The organism is Alteromonas sp. C1M14 (assembly GCF_018860965.1).
GTDB lineage: Bacteria > Pseudomonadota > Gammaproteobacteria > Enterobacterales > Alteromonadaceae > Alteromonas.
The window spans coordinates 410,120-430,214 of sequence record NZ_JAHKQF010000015.1 but is presented as its reverse complement, the minus strand read 5'-3'; the positions used below and the strand labels follow the sequence as shown (position 1 = coordinate 430,214).

Sequence of the window (20,095 nt, the reverse complement as noted above, 5' to 3'; positions counted from 1 at the left end):
GTTGCGTCAAAGTGTTGCTTTACTAGGTTCTAGCCTTTCCAGAAAAAAGTCCCAACGGAAAAGCTTTGATTCCGGCAATTTTCTTTCAAATTTACTGAGTATTTCAAAGGTTTTATGGTTGGTTTTCCAACCCCCGTAGATAAGAGGGTTGGAATGTTTTTTGTAAGTAAGAATGAAACGTATATAATTTTGCTTTGGTAACTATACCACATTACCCATATCAAAAATTGGCAGGTACATGGCAATGATCAACCCTCCTATAATAACTCCAAGAACCGCCATAATAATGGGCTCTAGCAGGCTGGTAAGGCCATCTACCATGTCATCCACTTCGGCTTCATAAATGGTGGCAATTTTCGATAGCATTTCATCCACCGCGCCAGATTCTTCCCCAATGGCCACCATTTGGGTGACCATATCGGGGAACACATTGGTGGCCCGCATGGCGGTATTCATTTGTAGGCCGCCGGCCACTTCCTTTTTAATAAATTGTATGGCATCGCGGTATACCGCATTGCCCGAGGCGCCGGCAGCAGAATCCAATGCCCCAATTAAGGGCACACCGGCAGCAAAGGTGGTAGATAAGGTACGAGCAAACCGGGCCACCGCTGCTTTTTTTAATATGGCCCCGACTACTGGCGTTTTTAGAATTAATTTGTCGACGTTATCTCGCAGTTTGGGGGATTTTCGGTGAGCGCGAACGAATAAAAAGGCTGCAGCCGCCATAATTATGGCGATAAAAATGCCGTAGTCCTGCACAAAGCGGGAGATACCTAATACCATTTGAGTGAAAGCGGGGAGTTCTGCGCCAAAGCTAGAGAAGATCTCTTCAAATTGGGGTACCACAAATACCAGTAAGATGGTGGTGACAATAAAGGCCACTACGACAACCGCAATTGGGTAAAACATGGCCTTTTTAATTTTCGATTTTAACGCTTCGGCTTTTTCTTTATAGGTGGCAATGCGGTCATAAATGGTTTCTAGCGCGCCGGATTGTTCACCGGTTTTTACCAGATCGCAATATAAATCTTCAAAATACAAGGGGTGCTTGCGTAACGCAGTCGATAGGGGGTTACCGGCTTTAACTTCGTCGGTAATTTGGCTTAATAATTTGCGCATGGCCGGTTTATCGTGGCCTTGGGCAATCATTTCTAATGACTGAATCAGTGTGACGCCTGCAGTTAACATGGTAGCAATTTGTCGAGATATTACAGAAATGTCTTTCGCATTTATTTTTTTACCGTTACCAAAAATAGATTTAGGTTGTTTTTTTACTTTTTGGGCTGATATGCCTTGACGACGTAAAAGGTTTTTCGCTTCTACTAAATTAGCTGCGGAAATTTCGCCTTTCTTATTGCTTCCCTTTCTGTCTTTGCCTTGCCAGAGAAATATTTCTGCAGTTTTAGCCATGATGTAGATCCTCGAAAAAAGCCCGAACAATTTGTACGGGCTTTGGTAATCTTAGTTACTTAGCAGTAGTCTGCATTTGTACAGGTTTCTTCCCAAGTAATTAAACCCTTAGTCTCATCATATGTACCTTTAAGAGTATAAAGTTCGGTCTCGAGAAGGCCGCCCTCTTTCTCTGGAGTTACAACGATAGAGCCAACTGTTGCAGAGGCTGGAGTCCATGTTACGGCGTTTACATAAGTTGAAACTCCGCCGCTTAGGTTAGTAGGTACACCATTTTCACTTGCTTCGCATTCCTGTAAATCTGCTTCTGTTTGTACACAAACTTCAATGGCAGTTTTAAAAGCTTGCGCCGCTAAAACTACTTCAGAAAAGCGTGCTTTCTTTGTATAGTTGTTATAAGCCGGCAATGCCACAGCAGCCAGGATACCGATGATCGCTACCACGATCATGAGTTCGATTAGGGTAAAACCTTTTTGGTTTTGGTTAGATTTAGTGAAGTTTTTCATGGTCTCTCTCCGGGTGTGCGTATAATACGCTAAATTAAACTTATGCATTCAAAGTTACGTTTTATACCTGAGTCGTCCGTTTCAACGTCCCCGGTACTTGATTCTCAGTATATGCCGAGATCGGTATCTGACAAGTATCCAGAAATATACATATGAATAGGAATTAGCGGTGTATGGGTATTGAAGTGGATATCTATAGGAGAGAAAGTAAAGATATCCACATATATGATTTATAAGCAGATTTCTTTACTTCATGGTTACCCGAAGCGATAGATCGATGGCTTGCACATGCTTGGTTAATGCCCCTGAAGATATATAGTCAACCCCTAATTTAGATAAAGATCCCAATCTTTCTTTCGTAATATTGCCAGATACTTCCAGTTTACTGCGCCCTTTAGTGAGATCCACTGCGCTTCGGATCTGATCATTGGTGAAGTTATCTAGCATAATAATATCGGCACCAGCGGCTAACGCTTGCTTTAGCTCGTCAAGGCTTTCTACTTCTACCTCTACCGGTTTGCCCGGTTGCATGGATTTTGCCGTTACCACGGCCTTTTCTATCGAGCCACAGGCAAATATGTGGTTTTCCTTTATAAGGTAAGCATCAAATAGCCCGATACGATGGTTTACGCCACCACCACAAGCAACAGCATACTTTTGCGCCAGGCGCAAACCGGGTAAGGTTTTACGGGTATCTAAAATGCGGGTATGGCTATTAGCCAATAATGCCGCATATTCATGGGCGGCACTTGCCGTTGCCGAAAGGGTTTGTAAAAAATTAAGGGCGGTGCGCTCGGCGGTAAGGATCCCTCTTGCCGGGCCCGACAAACTTAATAGGGTATCGCCGGCTTTAGCTGTGTCGCCGTCAGCCACATGCCAGTTCAAAGATATAGAGCTATCGACTAAGGCAAAGGCCTGTTCTGCCCATTGAATACCACATACCACACAGTCTTCCCGGGTGATCACTTTGGCTTCGGCCTGGGTGTTGCTGTCGATAAGGTTGGCAGTTATGTCAAAAGCGGGATCGGGCGTGCCGCCCAGATCTTCGGCAAGCGCAAGGTTAACCTGCGCGCGGATAGTTTCTGCAGAAGGTTGCGTCATCATTGATTTAATGCTCTTAAAGGGTTCGCAATATTAGCCAGTCACCGCGTTGAGTAAACTCCAATTGGGTTAAAACGCTCATGCCCAGCAATATTTGGTTATCGTTCATTCCGGGGTTTAAATTGGCGCGGACGTTTCGTACTTCAATATCGCCGATAGTAACAGAATCTAGGGTGGTACGGCTAACTCGTACTACGCCGTTAGCGGTTTGTGCCAGCCCACTACCTTGAACTTGCAAGCCAAGTTTATTTTGCATGTGCGCGGGTATAGCCACATCGGTGGCACCTGTATCCACTAAAAATTCTACGGGTACGCCATTAATCGTCCCGGCGGTAACATAATGCCCGGCACGGTTTTGCTTTAGTCTAACCTCAGTTTGATTGGCGAGGGTGACAGATTCTGGCGCTCGATTGGGGTTGCTTTGGCGATCCAACAGATCACTAAATACAAACGTCATTAAGCCTAGCCCACAGATCCAGGCTAAAATATACATCCATTTTCCCGCTTGCTGGTGACTACTCATCACACCACTTAAGTTGATTACCATGAACACAGATAATAAGGCTATCCTTGAGTAAGGCAATGGGGAGTGTCAAACTTAGTACTGCCATTGCTATTGACGCTCATCCGTCTTATGGTGATTTATTCTCATGCCGCCGTTCACCCATTAATGTTTAATAAAGGACAGTTAAGTGATTCTCATCAGTTTATTAATAGCAATTGGATTAGACCGAGTCGTTACCCGCTCTGATTATTGGCGATCTGCCTGGGTAACAGATAAAACTCTAGGGGTTGTGTGTAAAAACAGCGACGGCGACACGGGAAAGTGGCGTATATGGCTTGGACTAGTAATACCCGCCTTGTTATTGATGGTGCTTGAATGTGTCTTGTTTGGTAATTTTATTACATTTATTGTGCAAACCCTGGTGCTGTTTTTAGCCCTTGGTTGTAGCAGTGCGCGCAGCACCTATAAAAATTGGTTGCAAAGCGCCCAACGTGAAGATGCAGAAGCGTGCGATCTTTATGCGATGCAATTGCACAAAGGCTTGCTGGGTCGTGACGATGACAGTGCGCTAGCCGACGATGGCACCCTTATTCAGCGGTTGTTATTGTTAGCCAATTTTCAATTTTATGCAGCAGTGATTATTTTCTTTATTGTATTGGGTGGGCCAGGTGCGCTGCTTTATATGACAGTAAGAGAGGCGCATCGCTATTTCATGGCGGCTAACTTTGCCTGTGCAAAACACAGCGCTAGTCTTTTACATATTTTAGAATGGATACCGGCACGGCTTACCGCGTTTGGTTTTCTTGTGGTGGGGCATTTTTCAAGGGCGCTACCGGTTTGGCTTGAATATGTATCTTCCCGCCACATTGTTGCTGAACAGCTATTATGGCGAGTGGGCCGTCAGGCCGAAATTATCGAGCCCAAAGATTGCGATGCATGCAGCAAGATGATGGCATGTACCCATGTGCTGGCCAGTGTGCGCTTAGCCAAGCGCAATATACTCTTTTTATTAGTGGTCGCGGCAGTACTTACTCTTTCAGGTTGGTTGGTTTAAGTGCTTAAAGGCAAAGGATTGGCCGAAAAAAGTGGGCAGTAACATACCGAATATAGGGTGTTTTCTTCTGTTCGTTTACATAATTAGGGCATAAATATAACGATTCGTCTTTTGAAATACTCATCAGACCAGAATGAAGTGTAGAAAATTTTCAACAAATTCAATATTTAGGGGCTTTTGGTGTAAGTTTACGCACGACTTTTTGCCCCTAACTATTTACCTCTATTTCGATCTGGCCTAAACTAGATAGGTAAATTGGTATTACCAATGAAGGGTGGCTAACAAATTTGTTTACAATTTGGCCGCCTTTTTTATAACCGAGGATCCGTCAATTTATGCGTCAAGGCCGAAGAAAACTGTCAGATGTTATCACTGAACAGCTGGAATCTATGATTCTTGACGGCACCTTATTGGCTGGGCAGCAATTGCCCCCCGAGCGCGAACTGGCTATGCAGTTTGATGTATCCCGCCCGTCTTTGCGGGAAGCCATCGGTAATTTACAGGCTAGAGGGTTAGTCGAGCGTAAACAGGGCGGGGGCACCTTTGTCAGCCGTAACCTAAATGCAGCCATGACCGACCCATTGATGGCATTAATCAGCCGCCGTCCGGAAACCCAGTTCGACTTGCTAGAGTTTCGTCACGCCCTTGAAGGCATGGCGGCCTATTATGCTGCGTTACGTGGGCAACCGGAAGATTACAAAGCATTGCAAGCGGCGCTAGATAATTTACCGGCACCCGCGCCAGGTGAAAGTAAGCGAGCACTGGCCGAAGCGGTTGGCGAATTTTATATGGTGATGGCTCGGGCCTCACACAATATGGTGTTGTTACACGTAATGAGTACGATGCAAACCATGTTGGTAGAAAATATCGAGCGCAACTTTGATATGTTTGCACTACATCATGATGATGAAACAGATATTAACGGCGAGGTGACTCGTCAGCGAAAAGAAATTTTAGCGGCCATTGCGTCTCGTGATCCAGAGGCCGCAAGGCAAGCGTGTAATGCACACCTTGCACTAATAGAGAAAACGCTTCTGGCGATTAATCAGCGCGATAGTCGTGTTCAACGCGCGTTAAGACGTCTGGAGATATAGGGCGAGTGTCCTATGAAGCAGAACACTTACCTGCAATTTTTTGGTAAGAAAATAAAAAAACGGTGAGCTACTTAGGCTCATACAATGTACAACCTAGTTTAGTCTTATCATCCTCCGGCTGTGGTCGGTAAGGATGGTTTTTACTATCAGCAACAATAGGATGGCACCATGACTGAAATGATGCACCAAGATGTGGATCCCCAAGAAACACAAGAATGGCTGGAGTCGTTAGAGTCAGTACTAGAAGAAGAGGGCGTTGAACGTGCTCACTTTTTACTTGAATCACTGATTGAGAAAGCACGCAGAAATGGTGCCCACTTGCCGTACGACGCAACCACGGCCTATATCAACACCATTCCACCGGGGCAAGAACCAACCATGCCTGGTGACCAAACTATTGAAGGTAAAATTCGTAACGCCCTGCGTTGGAATGCCTTAATGATGGTTTTACGCGCCTCTAAAAAGAACTTGGATCTAGGTGGACACATATCCAGTTTCGCCTCATCAGCCATGCTTTACGATGTGGGCTTTAACCACTTCTATCGTGCACCTAATGAAAAAGACGGCGGCGACTATGTCATGTATCAGGGCCACGTGGCGCCAGGTATTTATTCCCGTGCCTTTATTGAAGGTCGTTTAACTGAAGAACAGTTAGATATGTTCCGTCAGGAAGTGGATGGCAAAGGGCTGTCTTCTTACCCTCACCCTAAGTTAATGCCTGATTTTTGGCAGTTCCCAACGGTTTCTATGGGCTTAGGTCCAATGCAAGCCATTTATCTTGCTCGTTTCCTTAAATACCTTACCGATCGTGGAATTAAAGATTGTTCTGAGCAGCGCGTATGGTGCTACTTAGGCGACGGTGAGTGTGATGAGCCAGAAAGCTTAGGTGCAATTGGCTTGGCTTCCCGTGAAGGGCTGGACAACCTGACTTTCGTGATCAACTGTAACTTGCAGCGCCTTGATGGCCCGGTACGTGGTAACGGCAAGATCATTCAGGAATTGGAAGGGACTTTCCGTGGTGCTGGCTGGGAAGTTATTAAGGTTATTTGGGGTCGCTATTGGGATCCACTATTAGCCCGTGATTCATCAGGCAAGTTGCTTGATCTCATGAACGAAACCATTGACGGTGAATACCAAAACTGTAAAGCGAAGGGCGGTGCATACACCCGTGAAAACTTCTTTGGTAAGTACCCAGAGCTGAAAGAAATGGTATCGAACATGTCAGATGAAGACATCTGGCGTCTAAACCGTGGTGGCCACGATCCAGTAAAAGTGTATGCCGCTTATGATCGTGCTGTGAAAACCAAAGGTCGTCCTCAGGTTATCTTAGCGAAAACCGTAAAAGGTTACGGTATGGGAGCTGCGGGTGAAGGTAAAAACATTGCTCACCAAGTGAAGAAAATGGATGTGGAAGCGGTGAAACATTACCGTGATCGCTTTAACATTCCAGTTACTGATGAACAGCTTTCTGATTTGCCTTACTTTAAGTTCGACGAAGACAGCGAGGAAATGAAGTACTTGCGCGCTCGTCGTGAAGCCTTACATGGTTATATGCCGGTACGTCGTGCTAAAGCCTCAGAAGATTTACCTGTGCCTGCACTGAAAGCCTTCGAAGCGGTAACAAAAGGCTCTGGCGACAGAGAAATTTCTACCACCATGGCCTTTGTACGGGTGCTTACCGCCTTATTGAAAGATAAGAAAATTGGTAAGCGTGTTGTACCTATCATTCCTGATGAAGCCCGTACTTTCGGTATGGAAGGCTTGTTCCGTCAAGTGGGTATTTATTCTTCACAAGGTCAAAAATATGAGCCACAGGATTCTGATCAGGTTGCTTACTACCGTGAAGATAAAAAAGGTCAGGTACTGCAAGAAGGTATCAACGAGCTAGGTGCCATGGCTTCATGGTTAGCAGCCGGTACTGCTTACAGCACCAACGACCTGCCAATGGTTCCGTTCTATATCTACTATTCCATGTTTGGTTTCCAACGGGTAGGCGATCTCGCCTGGGCCGCAGGTGACTCTCGTACACGTGGTTTCCTTGTTGGTGGAACGGCGGGCCGAACAACCCTTAACGGTGAAGGTCTGCAGCACCAAGATGGTCATTCTCATACCCAAGCGGCGTTGATTCCTAACTGTGTGAGTTACGACCCGACTTACGGCTACGAAGTGGCGGTTATTGTGCAAGACGGTTTACGTCGTATGCTTGAAGATCAAGAAGACGTGTTCTATTACCTCACCGTGATGAACGAAAACTATAAGCAGCCAGCTATGCCTAAAGGTGCCGAAGAAGGCATTGTTAAAGGTATTTATAAGTTAGATACCGTAGGTAAGAGCAAGAAGAAAGTGAAATTGCTTAGCTCGGGTACCATCATGGAGCAGGTCCGTGAAGCGGCGGCCAAGTTGGCTGAAGATTACGATGTAGAAGCAGAAGTTTACAGCGTAACCTCGTTTAACGAACTGACCCGTGAAGGTCAAGACTGTGACCGTTACAACATGCTGCACCCTGACGGTGATAGCAAAGTGCCTTACATTACTGAAGTGTTAAACGACGGTAATGATGGTCCTACCATTGCGGCAACAGATTACATCAAAAACTATGCAGATCAGGTACGTGACTTTGTTCCTGGACCTTATCGTGCGTTGGGTACTGACGGTTTTGGCCGCTCAGATAGCCGTGCGAATTTGCGTCGTCACTTTGAAGTTGACGCTGCACATGTTGCATATGCTGCCTTGTACGAACTGTACAAAGCGGGTGATGTTGATGCCAAGACCCTGTCTAAAGCGATGACAGATCTGGGTATTGATGCCGAGAAAGTTAACCCACTTTACGCTTAAGGAAAGGGAGACTAACGAAAATGGCAGATATTAAAGACGTACTCGTACCCGACCTAGGCGAAGACCAGGTTGAAGTCATTGAACTGTGTGTTGCCGTTGGCGACGAGGTGGAAGCAGAAGACTCCATCGTTACGGTTGAAAGTGATAAAGCTAGCATGGATATTCCAGTACCTTTCGCTGGAAAAATCTCAGAGCTGAACGTGAAAGTAGGGGATAAAATTTCTGAAGGTGATTTGCTGGCAAAATTAGAAGCCGCAGGATCTGACGATGCGCCTGCTGAAGAGCCAGCAGAGCAAAGCCCTGAAGAAGAAGCACCAAAAGAAGAACCAAAAGAAGAGGCGCCAAAAGAAGACCCAGCGCCTGCATCATCTGGCGGTAGTGCGACCATCGAAGTGACGGTTCCTGATATTGGTGATGCTGCCGATGTGGATGTTATCGAAGTGCTGGTTGCTGAAGGTGACACGGTTGCTGCTGAAGACGGTTTAATTACGTTAGAAACCGACAAAGCCACCATGGACGTGCCTTCACCTCAAGCCGGTAAAGTGGTTAGCTTGAAGGTGAAAGAAGGCGACAAAGTGTCTGAAGGCTCACTGGTCCTTACCCTAGAAGTGGAAGGCGAACAAAGCAGTGATAGCGCTTCAGCACCAGTGCAAGAGTCTACTTCAGCGCCTAGCGCCGAGGAAAGTGCTTCTGATGAAGGTAGCGAAGAAGAAATTGAAGTTACCGTGCCAGATATTGGCGATGACGCCGATGTAGACGTTATTGAAGTACTGGTTTCTGAAGGTGACACCGTTGAAGCCGAAGATGGCCTTATTACTCTTGAAACTGACAAAGCCACCATGGACGTACCTGCCCCTAAAGGCGGTACTGTAACTAAGGTACTTATCAAGCAAGGTGATAAAGCGTCTCAAGGTACACCGGTAATCATGCTGAAAGTGAAAGGCGCGGCGAAACCTGCTGCACCTAAACAAGAAAGCAAGCCGGCAGCAAAAGCGCCTAGCGCGTCTGCTCCGCAACAGAAAAAGCCACCTGTACCTCATCATCCGTCTGCGGGTTCAAAACCTAAATCAGGTAAAGTTCATGCCTCACCTTCTGTACGCCGTTTGGCGCGGGAATTTGGTGTAGACTTAACCCAGGTAGATGCTTCAGGACGCAAAGGCCGTATTGTTAAAGAAGACATTCAGTCTTACGTAAAACATGAATTGGCTCGTCCTAAAGCAACGGCCGGTGCGGTTGGCCAAGGCAGTGGCGGTGGCTTGCAGGTTATTCCACCACCGAAAGTGGATTTCTCAAAATTTGGTGAAATTGAAGAGAAGCCATTAACACGTATTCAGAAAATTTCTGGCCCTAATTTGCATCGCAACTGGGTAACCATTCCTCATGTTACCCAATTTGAGGAAGCGGATATCACTGATCTAGAAGCATTCCGTAAAGATCAGAACAAAATTGCTGAGAAACGCAAACTGGGTGTTAAGATAACCCCGCTGGTATTTATGATGAAGGCGGTAGCGGACGCATTAAAAGCGTATCCGTTATTTAATACATCACTTTCTGCAGACGGTGAGTCTTTAATTCAGAAAAAATATTACCATATAGGTATTGCTGTCGACACGCCGGGAGGTTTGGTCGTGCCGGTGGTACGTGATGTTGATAAAAAAGGCATCATGGATATTTCTCGCGAACTGATGGAAATCAGTGCAAAAGCGCGGGACGGTAAGTTGAAATCTGCAGACATGCAAGGAAGTTGTTTTACCATTTCCAGCTTAGGCGGCATCGGCGGTACAGCGTTTACACCTATTGTAAATGCCCCTGACGTTGCTATCTTGGGTGTGTCTAAAAGTGACATCAAACCGAAGTGGAACGGCAAGGAGTTTGAGCCACGCCTAATGGTACCGCTCTCACTGTCCTACGACCATCGTGTTATTGACGGCGCGGTGGCAGCAAGGTTTGCTGTACACTTAAAAGCAGTTCTGGAAGACATGCGCCAGATGTTGCTTTAGTTTAGAGTTAATAAAGGGAGTGGTATGCTCCCTTTATCCGTTTTTTTAGAGGGAATTATTCCTTTCTGACTTTACAGGGCTTTCACGCCCTAGTTAAAATTCAAGCGTGTTACGCACTTATTGAAATTTGGACAGATTTTTTGAGGTCACGATGAGCGAAATTAAAACGCAATTAGTGGTACTGGGTGGCGGCCCTGGCGGTTATTCCGCAGCTTTCCGCGCAGCCGATTTAGGCACAGAAACAGTAATCATAGATTCACGGGATACATTAGGCGGTGTTTGTCTTAACGTTGGATGTATTCCTTCTAAGGCACTATTGCATGTGGCTAAAGTGATCAAAGAAGCAAAACATCTGTCTGCGCATGGCGTAACATTTGGCGAGCCTAAACTGGATCTAGATAAAATTCGCGAGTACAAAGACGGCGTAGTAAGTCAGCTGACTAAAGGCTTGGCGGGTATGTCGAAAATGCGCAAAGTGAAGCACGTACAAGGCTACGGTAAGTTCACTGGCGCGAATAGCATCGAAGTAGAAGGTAAAGACGGTAAAACCACCATTACTTTCGAAAAAGCCATTATTGCCGCAGGTTCCGAGCCGGTATCTCTTCCTTTCATTCCTGAAGATGACCGTGTAATCGATTCTACCGGTGCACTGGAAATGAAAGACATTCCAGAAAAAATGCTGGTTTTAGGCGGTGGTATCATCGGCCTAGAAATGGGCACTGTATATGAAGCCTTAGGTTCAAAAATTGACGTGGTTGAATTCTTAGACCAGTTAATTCCTGCGGCTGATAAAGACATCATGAAAGTCTTTATGAAAGACTATAAAGACAAGTTCAACGTGATGCTAGAAACCAAAGTTACTGGCGTTGAAGCGAAGGATGATGGTTTGTATGTTTCCTTTGAAGGGAAAAAAGCGCCGTCTGAAGCTGTTCGTTACGACAAAGTGTTGGTTGCCGTTGGCCGTCGTCCAAATGGTAAAGCCATTGGTGCGGAAACTGCAGGCGTTAATGTTGATGATCGTGGTTTCATCAATGTTGATAAGCAACTGAAAACTAATGTTGATCACATCTTCGCCATTGGTGATGTGGTAGGTCAGCCTATGCTGGCTCACAAAGCTGTACATGAAGGCCATGTTGCCGCTGAAGTCATTGCCGGTAAGAAGCACTTCTTCGACCCGCGTTGTATTCCTTCTGTTGCTTACACAGAGCCAGAAGTCGCTTGGGTTGGCGTAACTGAGAAAGAAGCTAAAGAACAAGGCATTAGCTACGAAACTGCGGTATTCCCTTGGGCTGCCTCTGGTCGTGCAATCGCTTCTGATGCCACTAACGGTATGACGAAGATGATCTTCGAAAAAGATACCGCTCGAGTTATCGGTGGTGCAATGGTGGGGACCAACGCCGGTGAAATGCTTGGTGAAATTGGCCTAGCCATTGAAATGGGTGCAGATGCCGAAGATGTGGCATTAACCATTCATGCTCACCCAACGCTCAATGAGTCTATTGGCTTGGCTTCAGAAATTTTTGAAGGCAGCATTACTGACTTACCTAATCCGAAAGCGAAGAAAAAATAATCGCCAGTACGAGTTAAAAAAAACGAGGCTTTTCGCCTCGTTTTTTTGTTTTTATTATGTCATTTTTTATCGAAAACCTACCTACACCGTTTTGTCTTCTTCTCTATTTTTGCCCATTTTCTTTGGTGTAACGGTTAACGGGGTAGTGGGGCGTTCACACTGTTGTTGTATCTGCCGGGCTTTCATGGTTTTTACTGTTTCAGGGCAATAACCTTTTCGACAGCACTGGGCTAGGCGAGCATCGTGCTGCGCTATACGTTCGTGAATGATCCGTACTACATGATGCCGTAACCATTGTAATCCCTGATCTACATCTTGGCGCTTATGCCATAAAATAGAAACTGGGGTGGCCATCACGTCTACCGGTGTTTCAAAAACTGCTAAGCGCCCAGAAAAAATATCCTCTTCTACCACTAACGACGGGGCAACACAGATAAGATCGCTTTGTTGTAACAAGGGGGGCACGTTATAGAAATCGTTTACCGTCATGGCGATGCGCCGACTTAAGCCAAGATTGGTTAAGGCTTGGTCTGTGGGGCCGGTGGTATCGCCAGTTATAGATACCAGCAAATGCTGTGCTCCCACGAAATCATCTAAAGATAATTGCTCTTTGGCTAAGGGATGGCCTGGACGCATTACCACTACGTACTTAGGATCCATCAAATGTTGGCTACGAATAACATTGGTGGGTAAAAAGTATTTAGAGATGGCTAGCTCGGCTTCGGCATCTTTTAAAATTTTGTCGCAATCACTATTCGGGTTAGGAATGGCATAGATATTAATGCCCGGAGCTTCTTGTTCAATTATTTGCCGCAACGGACCCCAAACCATATTTACCAACGTATCGGTCGCGGCGATACGAAATGTACGCTGAGACGTTGATGGGTCAAATGCCACCGGATCCACGGCATTTTCTAATTGTCCCAATGGGCCTTGGATTTGGCTCCACAAGTTTCGTGCAAATGCAGTGGGTTGAATGCCCCTTCCATCTTTCACAAATAGTTCATCGCCCCAGGCTGTACGCATGCGAGATAAGGCATTAGAGACCGCTGGTTGCGTCATTGCTAAGCGCTCTGCCGCGCGGGTAATCGCGCCTTCCGTCATAATGGCATCAAATATCATAAGTAAATTGAGATCTTGTGAGCGCACGATGTTTCCTCTAAAAATTGATTTTTATATATTACACGAAATGATGTGTTGTATATAAAAATATAATTATTTTTATTGTTTTACCGTGGGCATAATGCGCAGCATTCACACTTAACGAGAATGCCTGCGATGAAAAACATATTAAAAACGGCCCTGTTTGTTGGTGTCACGGTTTATCTAACCGCCTGTGGCAGCAATGAAGTTAACCCTGAAAAAATGATGACCAGCAGTGCTGCTACGGCGGCAATACCGGTTGATGTCGCACCTGTTATCCACACCACGATTTCCCAATGGGATTCATTCACCGGTCGCCTAGAAGCGGTAGAAACTGTGTCGCTGCGGCCACGGGTATCTGGCTATATTGATTTTGTGGCGTTTGACGAAGGGCAATGGGTGGAGCAAGGGCAAACCTTGTTTCTTATTGATAACCGTGGCTTTAAAGCTGAGGTGGCTCGGTTAACGGCGCAGTTAGATGAAGCTAAAAGTCGGCTAAAGTTAGCCAAACTAGATGCTGAGCGGGCCGCGTCATTGCAGCGTACCCAGGCCATTTCCAATGAAGTGGCCGACACCCGAATTGCGGGGGTAGAGCAGGCCAAAGCCAATGTGGCTGCCACACAAGCTGCATTACAATTAGCGCAGCTAAATCGTGGATTTGCTCGTGTACAGGCGCCTATATCGGGGCGTATATCCCGCGCCAATATAACTACTGGAAATTACGTAACCGCAGGGCAAAGTGTTTTAACGTCGATTGTCTCTACACAACGGTTATATGCTTATTTTGATATCGATGAAAGTACTTATCTTGGCTATACCCAAGATAAGAATTTTGAACAATTACGTCAGTTGCCGGTGGCCATGCAGCTGGCCAATGGCACCACTTATGATCACTGGGGACAGTTGGATTTTGTGGATAACCAGGTAAACCCTGATACTGGTACGATTAAAGTGCGAGCTGCCTTTGATAACCAATCTGGCGATCTCGTGCCCGGCTTGTTTGCACATCTACGGCTAGCCAGTGGCGTGTCTAAAGAGCGAATTCTTATTGATGAAACCGCAGTGGGCACCGATTTAAATAACAAATATGTTTTGGTGGTAGGTGAGGACAATACCCTTTCTTACCGTGCCGTGTCCCTTGGCGATAAAGTAGGCTCATTGCGTTTTATTGATGAAGGGTTAAGTCCAAACGAAACCGTGGTTGTGAATGGACTACAGCGGGTTCGTCCTGGTGCATCTGTGGCGCCTAATGTTGTTTCTATGGAAGAAAGCGACGCCCTTAAGCAGTTACAAGTGTGGCAGCGTTATATCGATAGCAATGGCGCGCTCACGGCGGCGTTACCGCCATTAACCTTGCCCCAAGGACAGCGTTAATGAACTTTTCCCGCTTTTTTATCCATCGGCCGGTTTTTGCCGGAGTATTGTCGTTACTGATTTTTATTGGTGGTGCCATTGCGGTTTGGCAATTACCTATTACCGAATACCCAGAGGTTGTGCCTCCCACCGTGGTCGTCACGGCTAATTATCCCGGAGCGAACCCCAAAGTCATTGCCGAGACGGTGGCAACGCCACTGGAGCAGGAAATCAATGGCGTTGAAAATATGCTGTATATGTCCAGCCAAGCAAACTCAGATGGTCGCATGACGTTAACCATTACCTTTGCCATTGGTACAGATCCTGATAACGCCACCACCTTGGTGCAAAATAGAGTGAATCGTGCCTTACCGCGGTTGCCTCAAGAAGTGCAGCGACTAGGCGTGGTAACGGAAAAATCATCACCAAACCTAACCATGGTAGTGCACCTTACTTCACCGGATAGTCGTTACGATATGCTGTATTTATCTAACTACGCCGAACAGAATATCAAAGATGAACTTAACCGCATTAATGGTGTGGGTGAAGTTCGCCTGTTCGGGGCGGGAGAATACAGCATGCGGGTATGGCTAAACCCGAATAAAATTGCTGCGTTAAAGTTAAATGCAAGCGATGTTGTTAGCGCCATCGAGGCACAAAATCAGCAAGCCGCAGCGGGAAGCTTAGGGGCCCAGCCCGCCGGAGGCAGTGAATTTCAGTTGCTGATTAATGTACGGGGCCGTTTGCTGGATGAAAAAGAGTTTGGCGACATTATCGTTAAAGTGGGTAGCAGCGGCGAAATTATTCGCCTAAAAGACGTCGCTCGCATTGAACTTGGCGCCGATTACTACACATTACGCTCTTTATTAAACAACAAACCCGCTGCAGCACTTCCTATTTTCCAAGCTCCGGGCTCCAATGCGATTCAAATCAGTGATGATGTTAGAGCGACAATGAGTACTTTGTCTCAGGCATTTCCCGAAGGCTTAGACTATGACATTGTTTACGATCCTACCGTGTTTGTGCGCGGTTCTATCAAAGCGGTAATTAACACCTTATTCGAAGCGGTTTTGTTGGTGGTGTTGGTCGTGGTTTTGTTTTTACAAACCTGGCGGGCGTCTATTATTCCCTTGGTGGCCGTGCCTGTATCGTTAGTGGGAACCTTTGCATTTATGCACCTTATGGGGTTTTCGTTGAATGCTTTGTCTTTGTTTGGTTTGGTGCTGGCCATTGGGATTGTGGTGGATGATGCCATTGTGGTGGTAGAGAATGTGGAGCGCAATATTGCCGATGGACATAGTCCGGTGGAAGCGACCACGATTGCGATGAAAGAAGTCACCGGCCCCATTGTTGCCACCACCTTAGTACTGGCAGCGGTATTTATTCCCACCGCATTTATGTCTGGGCTCACAGGGCAGTTTTATCGACAGTTTGCCCTTACCATTACCATCTCCACGGTCATTTCGGCTGTAAACTCACTCACCCTTAGCCCCGCACTTTCCGCGTTGTTACTAAAACCTCACAACGCGCCAAAAGATTGGTTAACCCGCACAATGGACAAAGCATTAGGGCGTTGGCTTTTTGATCCCTTTAATCGTTTTTTTGAACGTAGTGCAGGGGCTTATACCTTAGGTGTGGGCGCACTTATTCGCAAATCCAGCATCGTTATGGTGTTGTATGCAGCGCTATTGGCGTTAACGTGGCAGCAGTTTAGTTCATCGCCCACCGGGTATGTGCCCGCGCAGGACAAAATGTATTTGGTGGCGTTTGCTCAGTTGCCGGATGCGTCTTCGCTAGATCGTACAGAAGCTGTAATACAGAACATGTCTGCTTTAGCGTTAACACAAGCAGGGGTATCGGATGTGGTGGCGTTTCCGGGGCTCAACATCAATGGGCTTACGAATAGTCCTAGTTCAGGTGTGGTGTTTTTTGCATTAACGCCCTTTGCTGAACGGGAAGCGCCTGAGTTATCTGCGCTTTCTATTGCTGGTCAATTGAATCAAAAGTTTGCCGCCATCAAAGAGGCGTATGTGGCGGTGTTTCCCCCGCCACCTGTTCAAGGGTTAGGCACCATAGGCGGGTTTAGGTTGCAGCTCCAAGATCGAGGTAACCTCGGGTTTGAAAGTGTCAACACCGTAACGCAACAGGTGGTACAAAAAGCCTGGCAAGACCCCGCATTAACCGGCACCTTTAGCAGTTATCGGGTAAATGTGCCTCAGCTAGATGTGGATGTAGACAGAACCAAGGCCATCGGCATGGGAGTAAACATCGATACCCTATTTGATACATTGCAAACTTATCTTGGCTCTGTGTATGTGAATGACTTCAATTTGTTTGGCCGTACTTTTCAAGTGAACGTGCAGGCCGATGCGCCATTTCGTCAAAACGCCGAACAAATTAAACAGTTTAAAATACGCAACGAACAAGGGGAAATGATACCACTAGGGGCATTCCTAGAGATAAATCATACTTCCGGCCCAGACCGAGTCATGCATTACAATGGCTATGTAACGGCAGAAATTAACGGTGCACCTATGCCTGGTTATAGCTCGGATGAAGCCAAGGCGGCAATTGAACGGATCTTAGATGAGACCTTGCCCATTGGTATGACGTACGAATGGACAGAGTTAACGTATCAGCAAATTTTGGCGGGTGATGCGTCTTTGTATGTGTTTCCCCTTGTCGTGTTACTGGTCTTTTTGGTGTTAGCGGCCCAGTACGAAAGTTTATCCTTACCGTTAGCCATAATACTGATTGTACCGATGACCTTGCTAAGTGCCCTGATTGGCGTTGGTATTTATGGGGGAGATAACAACATATTTACCCAAATTGGTTTAATCGTGTTGTTTGGCCTGGCTACCAAAAATGCCATATTAATTGTGGAGTTTGCCAAAGAACTCGAAGAACAGGGACGTAGTGCACTTCAAGCTGTAATTGAGGCTTGTCGGTTGCGCTTACGCCCTATTTTAATGACGTCTATTGCTTTTATTATGGGAGTGTTACCGATGGTGCTTTCCACCGGAGCCGGCGCAGAGATGCGCCAAGCCATGGGCGTGGCGGTGTTTTCGGGCATGATAGGGGTAACGTTTTTTGGATTGGTATTAACGCCGGTTTTCTATTACCTGATACGACATAAAAAAGGGTAAGTCCTTTGGCTCGATAATCTAATGTTTGTTTTACATCACCGCTCTTTTTAAGGGCGGTTTTTTTTGCCTGTTGCCATAATTTGCCATCTTTGAACCTTAAAGTTGGCGTTTTTGCTTGTTATTGTGAACGCCAATGTAAATTGTTCGCGGTGTTAAGCCTAGGTTTGTTACCCTTAGCGGGCTTGCTAGTTAGCATTGATATGCCGAGCAGTTATCGTCACCTTAGGACAAAAGGACGCTGATATGACAAAAACCGCCGCCGCAATAATAGGTGCAGGGCTAATTATCGCATTGGGTTTGCTCGGGGCTCAATTAACCCATGCCCTTATCGATTTTAAGCGTTGGGACAGGGTGGTAACGGTGAAAGGGTTATCTGAGCGAGAGTACCCCGCAGATCACATTATCTGGCCCATTCAATTTACTGAGGCGAGTAATGATTTACCTGCTCTTTACACCACCTTGGAAAGTCACTCTGATACCATTAAAGGGTTCTTGCTTGAACACGGCATTGACGATGGGGCGATTACTGTAAATCAGCCTGAGATAACGGATAAGTTGGCGCAGCAATACGGTGGCAACAGTAGTGTGCAGTTTCGTTACAGCGCCACTCAAACCATCACCGTTTACTCTGCCAATGTCGAGAAAGTACGTTCGGTTATGCCGTCTATTACCAGTTTGATAAAGCAGGGTATTGTGTTTTCAGTACAGCAATACAATGCACAAACCCAATACGTTTTTAGTCGTTTAAATGAAGTAAAGCCCGATATGATCGAGGAAGCGACGGTAAATGCCAGGGAAGTGGCAGAAAAATTTGCCCGAGATTCACAAAGTCAATTAGGTAAGATTAAACATGCTAACCAAGGGCAGTTTACAATTTCAGCCCGGGATGCCCATCACCCCCATATAAAGAAAGTGCGGGTGGTTTCTACCATTGCATACACCTTGGTGGACTAAGGAACATTATACAATTACAACGGCAATGGCTACACTGTCGGTTTGTGAATGAATTTTGTACACTTCACAGGTTGTGATAGTGACAATCCGGGGTATAGCAGTGATACCAGCAACAGAGACATTGTTAGCAGGCTACCGATGGCGGTAAAAACCAATCATCCTAACCAGATGGAGTTTTTTGCTGTCCCTAGCCCCTGTATCGGCGTTTGTCAGTCGGGGCCAAAAGGGTACTGCGTGGGGTGTTATCGCAGTCGCGATGAAAGGCTTTACTGGTTAAAAGTGGATGATGCGGCAAAACGAACGATTATTCGTGCTTGTCAGCGTCGTAAACAAGCGGCGTTACGGCAACGGTCATCCACAGAAGATGATGAAACAAAGCAAGGGCCACAACAGCAGGTCTTGTTCCCCGATCAACGTGATTCGTGATTGGGTGGAATAACTCATTACGCCAATAGCAAAAAACAGAAGGGCAACATTAATGCTACTGGATAAATACATCAACTATGCAACAGAGTCGTTTACGCTTCCTCAAATTTGTTTGAAGATGCGTGAAGTGCTGGATGATAATCGCTCAGACGCAGAGGATATCGGTCGCCTTATTTCTTTCGATCCCTCTCTTACGGCAAAAATTTTGCGGCTTGCTAACAGTGCCTTGTTTCGCTTTCCTTCGCAAATTGATTCGGTGAGTAAAGCCATCAGTGTTATTGGTGGCGAGGCCCTTTATAACCTGGTCATTGCAGAAACCGCGAATACGGCGTTTAAACACTTCAACAGCCAGTATGTGGATATACAGCAGCATTGGTATTTGTCAGTTTATAATGGCGTGTTGGCTAAGATGCTGGCTAAGTCTGAGTGTTTAAGAGGCAGTGAACGTTTTTTTGTATTGGGTATTTTAAATAACTTAAGCGAACTGGTTGTGGCTAAGTATGATCCAGAAAACTATTTAGCCTATAAGCAGTTGCCGTCAGATGAATTACCTTGGCAAAAACAGCAGCGGCATTTTGGTTTTACCTTTGCGGCCTGTTCTGGGGCAATTATGGAAAAGTGGCATTTACCCATGAAGTTGTACTATCCGGTGAAATGCGTACACGATGCGGCCAAACAGGCAGAAGACGCGGATATTGGTTTGTTGGCGTGTTCAATGCGGGTTACAATTCGTGAAAATATACAGTCAGAATACGGCAGTATCGAGCTATTAACGCCTGAAATAACGCATAAATTAAACATTGATAATGATAATTTGAAAAATATCATCACTTTCGCAAACACAGAAACTGAAAAAGTAGCGGCGGCGGTGTTATAGAAAACCCATTTGGGATTTTACTAACGGCGTTATACCATGCGCGAATAACAACAAGTAGTTAATAAAAAATATCCATGCTTAAACCATTTATAACTCAGTGGCGATTGTTTGCATGTTTACT

Annotated in this window: 15 protein-coding genes; 10 read left to right on the top strand and 5 right to left on the bottom strand. The window is 46.0% G+C overall.

All coding sequences use genetic code 11. From position 1 onward, the window contains the following. Positions 1-201 precede the first annotated feature (201 nt). The 4 genes from KO501_RS14290 to KO501_RS14275 form a co-directional block, all read right to left on the bottom strand. Complete coding sequence (locus KO501_RS14290) at positions 202-1,410, bottom strand: type II secretion system F family protein (RefSeq protein WP_216030338.1); 1,209 nt, start codon at positions 1,408-1,410, stop codon at positions 202-204. Positions 1,411-1,469: 59 nt separating this feature from the next. Continuing rightward, positions 1,470-1,916 carry a prepilin-type N-terminal cleavage/methylation domain-containing protein gene (locus KO501_RS18505; protein ID WP_216030337.1) on the bottom strand — a complete coding sequence of 149 codons (447 nt, stop codon included), beginning with the start codon at positions 1,914-1,916 and terminating at the stop codon, positions 1,470-1,472. Between the two features lie 246 nt (positions 1,917-2,162). After that, positions 2,163-3,017: a carboxylating nicotinate-nucleotide diphosphorylase gene (gene nadC / locus KO501_RS14280; protein WP_216030640.1), complete on the bottom strand. Its 855-nt coding sequence runs from the start codon at positions 3,015-3,017 to the stop codon at positions 2,163-2,165. A gap of 16 nt (positions 3,018-3,033) precedes the next feature. Continuing rightward, positions 3,034-3,564, bottom strand: coding sequence for a TIGR02281 family clan AA aspartic protease (locus KO501_RS14275; RefSeq protein WP_252728484.1), 531 nt, complete (start codon positions 3,562-3,564; stop codon positions 3,034-3,036). 145 nt (positions 3,565-3,709) lie between these two features. Between KO501_RS14275 and ampE the strand changes: the two genes are divergently transcribed. From ampE to lpdA, 5 genes are all read left to right on the top strand, one after another. After that, entirely contained in the window at positions 3,710-4,576 is an 867-nt protein-coding gene (gene ampE, locus KO501_RS14270) for a regulatory signaling modulator protein AmpE (RefSeq protein WP_216030336.1), read from the top strand. A 335-nt stretch (positions 4,577-4,911) separates the two neighbouring features. Then, positions 4,912-5,670 (top strand): GntR family transcriptional regulator, encoded by a 759-nt coding sequence (locus KO501_RS14265; protein WP_216030335.1) that lies wholly within the window; start codon positions 4,912-4,914, stop codon positions 5,668-5,670. A 168-nt stretch (positions 5,671-5,838) separates the two neighbouring features. Beyond that, positions 5,839-8,505 (top strand): pyruvate dehydrogenase (acetyl-transferring), homodimeric type, encoded by a 2,667-nt coding sequence (gene aceE / locus KO501_RS14260; protein ID WP_216030334.1) that lies wholly within the window; start codon positions 5,839-5,841, stop codon positions 8,503-8,505. Positions 8,506-8,525: 20 nt separating this feature from the next. Then, the gene (gene aceF, locus KO501_RS14255) at positions 8,526-10,505 is read left to right on the top strand and encodes a pyruvate dehydrogenase complex dihydrolipoyllysine-residue acetyltransferase (RefSeq protein ID WP_216030333.1); all 1,980 of its coding nucleotides are present in this window, start codon (positions 8,526-8,528) and stop codon (positions 10,503-10,505) included. Positions 10,506-10,656: 151 nt separating this feature from the next. Continuing rightward, positions 10,657-12,075: a dihydrolipoyl dehydrogenase gene (lpdA, locus tag KO501_RS14250; protein WP_216030332.1), complete on the top strand. Its 1,419-nt coding sequence runs from the start codon at positions 10,657-10,659 to the stop codon at positions 12,073-12,075. A gap of 81 nt (positions 12,076-12,156) precedes the next feature. Here the strand turns inward: lpdA and KO501_RS14245 are convergent, their stop codons facing one another. Next, positions 12,157-13,224 (bottom strand): LysR family transcriptional regulator, encoded by a 1,068-nt coding sequence (locus KO501_RS14245; RefSeq protein WP_216030331.1) that lies wholly within the window; start codon positions 13,222-13,224, stop codon positions 12,157-12,159. A gap of 129 nt (positions 13,225-13,353) precedes the next feature. Between KO501_RS14245 and KO501_RS14240 the strand changes: the two genes are divergently transcribed. The 5 genes from KO501_RS14240 to KO501_RS14220 all read left to right on the top strand — a co-directional run bounded on the left by KO501_RS14240 (position 13,354) and on the right by KO501_RS14220 (position 19,974). Beyond that, positions 13,354-14,592: an efflux RND transporter periplasmic adaptor subunit gene (locus tag KO501_RS14240; protein ID WP_216030330.1), complete on the top strand. Its 1,239-nt coding sequence runs from the start codon at positions 13,354-13,356 to the stop codon at positions 14,590-14,592. After that, the gene (locus KO501_RS14235) at positions 14,592-17,717 is read left to right on the top strand and encodes a multidrug efflux RND transporter permease subunit (RefSeq protein ID WP_216030329.1); all 3,126 of its coding nucleotides are present in this window, start codon (positions 14,592-14,594) and stop codon (positions 17,715-17,717) included. Before KO501_RS14240 ends, KO501_RS14235 begins: the two co-directional genes overlap by 1 nt. Positions 17,718-17,960: 243 nt before the next feature. Then, entirely contained in the window at positions 17,961-18,671 is a 711-nt protein-coding gene (locus KO501_RS14230; RefSeq protein ID WP_216030328.1) for an SIMPL domain-containing protein, read from the top strand. A gap of 138 nt (positions 18,672-18,809) precedes the next feature. Next, on the top strand, positions 18,810-19,097 hold the full coding sequence (locus KO501_RS14225; protein ID WP_216030638.1) for a DUF1289 domain-containing protein: 288 nt from the start codon (positions 18,810-18,812) through the stop codon (positions 19,095-19,097). Between the two features lie 52 nt (positions 19,098-19,149). Continuing rightward, positions 19,150-19,974: an HDOD domain-containing protein gene (locus tag KO501_RS14220; protein WP_216030327.1), complete on the top strand. Its 825-nt coding sequence runs from the start codon at positions 19,150-19,152 to the stop codon at positions 19,972-19,974. Positions 19,975-20,095 lie beyond the last annotated feature (121 nt).

What these genes read in the sequence shown, in the direction of transcription:
- KO501_RS14290 (WP_216030338.1), bottom strand. Translation starts at nt 1,410, where the DNA reads ATGGCTAAAACTGCAGAAATATTTCTCTGGCAAGGCAAAGACAGAAAG.
- KO501_RS18505 (WP_216030337.1), bottom strand. Translation starts at nt 1,916, where the DNA reads ATGAAAAACTTCACTAAATCTAACCAAAACCAAAAAGGTTTTACCCTA.
- nadC (WP_216030640.1), bottom strand. Translation starts at nt 3,017, where the DNA reads ATGACGCAACCTTCTGCAGAAACTATCCGCGCGCAGGTTAACCTTGCG.
- KO501_RS14275 (WP_252728484.1), bottom strand. Translation starts at nt 3,564, where the DNA reads ATGGTAATCAACTTAAGTGGTGTGATGAGTAGTCACCAGCAAGCGGGA.
- KO501_RS14265 (WP_216030335.1), top strand. Translation starts at nt 4,912, where the DNA reads ATGCGTCAAGGCCGAAGAAAACTGTCAGATGTTATCACTGAACAGCTG.
- aceE (WP_216030334.1), top strand. Translation starts at nt 5,839, where the DNA reads ATGACTGAAATGATGCACCAAGATGTGGATCCCCAAGAAACACAAGAA.
- aceF (WP_216030333.1), top strand. Translation starts at nt 8,526, where the DNA reads ATGGCAGATATTAAAGACGTACTCGTACCCGACCTAGGCGAAGACCAG.
- lpdA (WP_216030332.1), top strand. Translation starts at nt 10,657, where the DNA reads ATGAGCGAAATTAAAACGCAATTAGTGGTACTGGGTGGCGGCCCTGGC.
- KO501_RS14240 (WP_216030330.1), top strand. Translation starts at nt 13,354, where the DNA reads ATGAAAAACATATTAAAAACGGCCCTGTTTGTTGGTGTCACGGTTTAT.
- KO501_RS14235 (WP_216030329.1), top strand. Translation starts at nt 14,592, where the DNA reads ATGAACTTTTCCCGCTTTTTTATCCATCGGCCGGTTTTTGCCGGAGTA.
- KO501_RS14230 (WP_216030328.1), top strand. Translation starts at nt 17,961, where the DNA reads ATGACAAAAACCGCCGCCGCAATAATAGGTGCAGGGCTAATTATCGCA.
- KO501_RS14225 (WP_216030638.1), top strand. Translation starts at nt 18,810, where the DNA reads ATGGCGGTAAAAACCAATCATCCTAACCAGATGGAGTTTTTTGCTGTC.
- KO501_RS14220 (WP_216030327.1), top strand. Translation starts at nt 19,150, where the DNA reads ATGCTACTGGATAAATACATCAACTATGCAACAGAGTCGTTTACGCTT.